Consider the following 884-nt stretch of genomic DNA (forward strand, 5'->3'; position numbering starts at 1 on the left):
GGGCAACGACTATTTATGTTACACATGATCAAACCGAAGCAATGACATTAGCAGATCGAATTGTGATTATGAATGCAACGAAAAATTCTGATGATTCAGGCACAATTGGTCGCATTGAACAAATTGGTACACCACAAGAATTATATAATGAACCCGTAAGTAAATTCGTAGCTAGCTTTATTGGTAGTCCTTCAATGAACTTCTTTACAGTAACAGTAGGGGAGAATCGTATTACCAATCAAGATGGTTTGGACATTGCTATACCAGAAGGCCAAGCTAAAATCTTACGTGACCGTGGTTACCTGGGTAAAGAAGTCATTTTCGGTATTCGTCCAGAAGATATTTTGGATACTAATATTGCCATTGAAGCCTACCCAGAGGATACCGTGACAGGTGAGGTAGTCGTTTCTGAATTACTTGGTCCTGAAACCATGTTATACCTAAAATTAGGTCAAACTGAATACGTTGCACGTGTATCTGCTCGTGACACATTTGAAGCGGGTGACAAAGTTGCCCTAACCTTTAACATTACGAAGGGACATTTCTTCGACTTGGCAACAGAACAAGCAATTCGTTAATATGCGAAGCATATCTTAGCTGGGGACAAAACTTCCCAGCTATTTTGACATTATTAATGAAAACGCTTGCACAAACTGGTAGAATGGATTTAACAACATAAAACATCATAAGGAGTGCGTGAAATGGAAAAACATTGGTGGCACAAAGCAACTATCTATCAAATCTATCCTAAATCCTTTGCAGATGCGAATGGCGATGGTATCGGGGATTTAAAGGGCATTACCAGCAAATTAGACTACTTGCAAGAATTGGGCATAACTGCCATCTGGTTATCACCAGTTTATGATAGCCCTATGGACGATAAC

The 884-nt window shown here is 39.5% G+C and carries 2 protein-coding genes; both read left to right on the forward strand.

Annotation, left to right across the window (positions count from 1 at the left end):
* Positions 1–578 (forward strand): ABC transporter ATP-binding protein (locus ACRCJ0_RS16195; RefSeq protein WP_431391191.1); only part of this gene is annotated, 578 nt, incomplete at its 5' end.
* 123 nt (positions 579–701) lie between these two features.
* Positions 702–884: alpha-amylase family glycosyl hydrolase (locus ACRCJ0_RS16200; RefSeq protein ID WP_431391188.1), on the forward strand; the 183-nt coding region annotated here is incomplete at its 3' end.

The organism is Aerococcus sp. L_32 (assembly GCF_050689315.1).